The 4,072-nt window shown below is 64.6% G+C and carries 2 protein-coding genes; both read right to left on the bottom strand.

Annotation, left to right across the window (positions count from 1 at the left end; translation table 11 throughout):
- Window positions 1-1,114 (bottom strand): GlgB N-terminal domain-containing protein (locus tag AC1DT2_RS16985; RefSeq protein WP_477297640.1); only part of this gene is annotated, 1,114 nt, incomplete at its 3' end.
- The coding region (gene treS / locus AC1DT2_RS16980) for a maltose alpha-D-glucosyltransferase (RefSeq protein ID WP_477297639.1) at window positions 1,111-4,072 on the bottom strand (2,962 nt) is incomplete at its 5' end. The genes treS and AC1DT2_RS16985, both read right to left, overlap by 4 nt.

Raw genomic sequence — 4,072 nt, 5'->3', positions numbered from 1 at the left:
GGTGAAAACCTTCCCGCGGATCCGCGTGCTCGTAGAGCGGCGTGCCGTCGAAGTGCGCCAGACCGTGGATATCGGTGGGAAAATGCGCGGGCACCCAATCGACGATGACGCCAACCCCGGCTTCGTGGCAGCGGTCGACGAACCGGGCGAATGCTTCGGGCGTGCCGAAACGCGACGTGGGCGCGAACTGTCCCAGCGGCTGGTAACCCCACGAGCCACCGAACGGATGCTCCGAAATCGGCAGGAGTTCGATGTGCGTGAAGCCCATCCCGGCGACATACGGAATCAGCCGTTCGCCGATGTCGTCCCAGTGCAGTTCTTCGTTGTCCTTGCCCCGCAGCCAGGAGCCCGCGTGCAATTCGTAGATCGACAGTGGCGAACCGGCGTGGTGTAACGCGCCGCGCTTGCGCAACCACTCACCATCCGTCCAATGGAAGGCGGTCGGGTCAGCCACGATGGAGCCCGTCGCGGGCGGTAGCTCCGCGGCCAGTGCGACGGGATCCGCACGTTGCGTGAGCGACCCGTCGGCACCCCAGATCTCGTACTTGTAGCGTGCGCCTGCGAGCAGACCCGGCACGAACAGTTCCCACACGCCCGACGGAACGCGCTTCCTCATCGGGTGGCGACGCCCGTCCCAGCTGTCGAAGTCACCGACCACGCTTACCCGCTGCGCGTTCGGCGCCCAGACAGCAAAGCGCACGCCGTGCACGCCGTCGATCGTGATGGGATGCGCACCGACAACACGGAACAGTTCGACATGTGTCCCGTCGGCCATCCGTCCCAGATCGTCGTCGGCCAACAACGTACCGAAGCCGTAAGGATCGTGTGTGTCATGGCTTGCCCCGGGCCAGCGAACGCGCAGCCGGTACCTCGCGTCGTCGGGAGCGTGCCCGGCGAAAAGACCACCGTCATGAACGCGCCGCAGTTCCGCAACCGGCTTACCCGCCGCGTCGATCAGCTCGACGCCGAGCGCGCCGGGTTGCAAGGTGCGGACAACGCGCCGTCCGTCGACCGTGTGCGGCCCAAGCAAGGCGAAGGGGTCACCGTGGCGGCCCTCCACCAGCGCGGCCACCGCAGCGGCGTCGGTCAGTCCGTAGCTACGTGCGTCGGTCACGTATCCTCCTTCAGTTCTGTGGCGGTGTCGCCGCGGGCCGCATGAAGCAGGCCACGCAGCGGCACGTCAAGCCAGCCCGGCCGGTTCGCGGCCTCGTAGCTGACCTCATAGGCGGCCTTCTCGATAATGAAGAGTTCGAGCAGTGGCCCGAGGTCGCCGGCATTGACCCAGCGCACGGGCGCCGCGTCCAGTACGCCACGGTAGGCTTCCAGGAAAACCCTCGACGAGCGCGCACGGAATCGGGCCAGGTACTGACCGAACCCCTCATCTTCCACGGGTGCCAGGCCGTCTTCACCACGGCGGGCCATGGCGGCCGCGTAATGCAGAGAGCGCAGGAAGCCGGCGACGTCGCGCAGGGGCGTGTGCTTGCCACGGCGTTCTTCCAGCGGACGGGCCGGCTCGCCTTCGAAGTCGATGATGTACGCGTCGTCCTGGACCACGAGGATCTGGCCCAGATGGAAATCGCCATGGGTGCGAGTGAGCAGCGCGCCCTCGCCTGCCTTCGACAGCTCGCCGATGTGCTTGTCCAGGGTGGCCACCAGGCCATGGACCGCCTCGATATCGCCGTGAACGCCTTCGGATACCTCCGTGGCATGATCGAGCGAAGCCACCGCGCGCTTCACCTGCTCACGCACGCTGTCGCGCCAGGCATTCGCCACGGTTGCCGTCGCCGTTTCAGGATCGAACGCCGGAAACTCGGAAGGCTTCGCCAACAGCGCGTGAAGCTCGCCAAGACGCGTACCCACCGCGGCAGCGAACGCGTCGTAGCCGCCTTCGATTTCTGCACGGCGCTCGTCGTCGTTGGAGTGGCTGTACTCGTCATAGCTGCGACGCAGGAAGTCCAGGGTCCAGCGCCAGGCGTCACCCTGGTTGCGCAGGAAGCCCTGTAGGACAGCGATGGTCGTGCGATCGCCGTGTTCGTCGACACGTACCACCTCGCCAAGCAGCGGCGACGTGTTGGCGTAACCCTTCTCGGTGAGGAAACGGCCCATCTCCACTTCGGGATTGATCCCGGCCGAGGTGCGACGGAACAGCTTCAACACGCCCTGGTCGTGCAGGATCATCGAACTGTTCGACTGTTCGGTCGTCATCCAGCGGTTTTCAACGTCACTGGCGAAGGCATCCGGGTCGAAGGCATCCGTGCGTTCGAAACGCACGAAGCCGCGATTCACCGGTAGCTCCACCTCGTTGCGCAGGCCGATCAGCAGACCGGATGCAAACGCCTCGAGCGAGAAGCCGTCGGTGAGAAGGCCGATACGGCGACCACGGCGCACACGCGCGAGCGTCAGCTGCTGCGATCGCGCCGTCGGACTCTCGTCTTCCCAGACGATGCCGACCGGAAGGCTGTAGCGCTCGGTGCCGCCGTCGGCAAGGGTTGCTTCGATTTCCGTGAACACGAGATCGTCGCCACGATCGGGCCAGGGCACGGCGTAGAGAATCTTTACCGACTCGATACCCCGATCCTTGGCCGCAAACCAGCGGCGCACACCAAGGTAGGTCGGCAGCACCTGCTTCTCGATAACCCCACGGTGATGCGCCATCACCGGGCCGTCGACAAGGGCACCACGAACCACCAGGGTTTCGTAGTCGGGCAAGGGCTCGGCGGGAATCTCGTGCCATTCCGGCATCTGCGCGTTCGGGCAGATCTGGAAGGCATAGAAGCCGTACGGAGGCACGGTCAGAAGGTAGGGCAACTGCCCCACCGGAGGGAATGACGAGCCACCCATGATTTCGATCGGCACCTGGCCGTCGAAGGACGCGAGGTCGAGCTCGACCGCCTGCAGGGAACGCGACATGTTTGCCACGCAAAGCACGTGCTCGCCGTCGAACTCACGCAGATACGCGAGCACCTTGCGATTGCCGGGGTACAGGAACTTGAGCGTGCCGCGCCCGAAGGCCTTGTAGCGCTTGCGCACGGCGAGCATGCGGCGCGTCCAGTTCAGCAGCGAATGAGGGTCGCGGGACTGTGCCTCGACGTTGATCGCCTGGTAGCCGTAGAGCGGATCCATGATCGGCGGCAGGACAAGGCTGGCGGGATCGGCGCGCGAAAATCCACCATTGCGATCGACCGACCACTGCATCGGCGTACGCACACCATCGCGATCGCCCAGGTGAATGTTGTCACCCATGCCGATCTYGTCACCGTAATACAGCACCGGCGTCCCGGGCATCGACAGCAGCAACGCGTTCATCAGTTCGATACGGCGGCGATCGCGTTCGAGCAGCGGCGCCAGCCGGCGACGGATACCGAGATTGATGCGCGCGCGCTTGTCAGCGGCATAGGTCTGCCACAGGTARTCGCGTTCSTYGTCSGTCACCATTTCGAGCGTSAGCTCGTCRTGRTTGCGMAGGAAGATCGCCCAYTGRCAGTTYTCCGGGATKKCCGGSGTCTGCCGCATGATGTCGGTGATCGGGAARCGGTCTTCMYKSGCGATCGCCATGTACATGCGCGGCATCAGCGGAAAATGGAAGGCCATATGGCATTCGTCGCCGTTGCCGAAGTAATCCTGCGTGTCTTCGGGCCACTGGTTGGCCTCGGCCAGGAGCATGCGATCGGGATAGTGCTGGTCGATTTCCGCGCGCATCACCTTGAGGATGTCGTGCGTTTCGGGAAGGTTCTCGTTATTGGTCCCTTCGCGTTCGATCAGGTACGGCACGGCGTCCAGACGCAGGCCATCCACGCCCATGTCCAGCCAGAAGCGCATCACGTCGAGGACCGCCTTCAGCACCGCCGGATTGTCGAAATTAAGGTCCGGCTGGTGCGAGAAGAAGCGGTGCCAGAAATACTGGCCAGCCACCGGATCCCAGGTCCAGTTCGACTTTTCAGTGTCGAGGAAGATGATGCGGGTGCCGTCGTAAGCCTGGTCCGTATCCGACCACACGTAGAAGTTCCGCGCCGCCGAGCCTGCTTTCGCCGCCCGTGCGCGCTGGAACCAGGGGTGCTGGTCGGAGGTGTGG

The sequence above is a fragment of the Luteibacter sp. P4_E6 genome (genome assembly GCF_056401535.1).
This window is presented reverse-complemented; position numbering and strand designations above follow the sequence as displayed.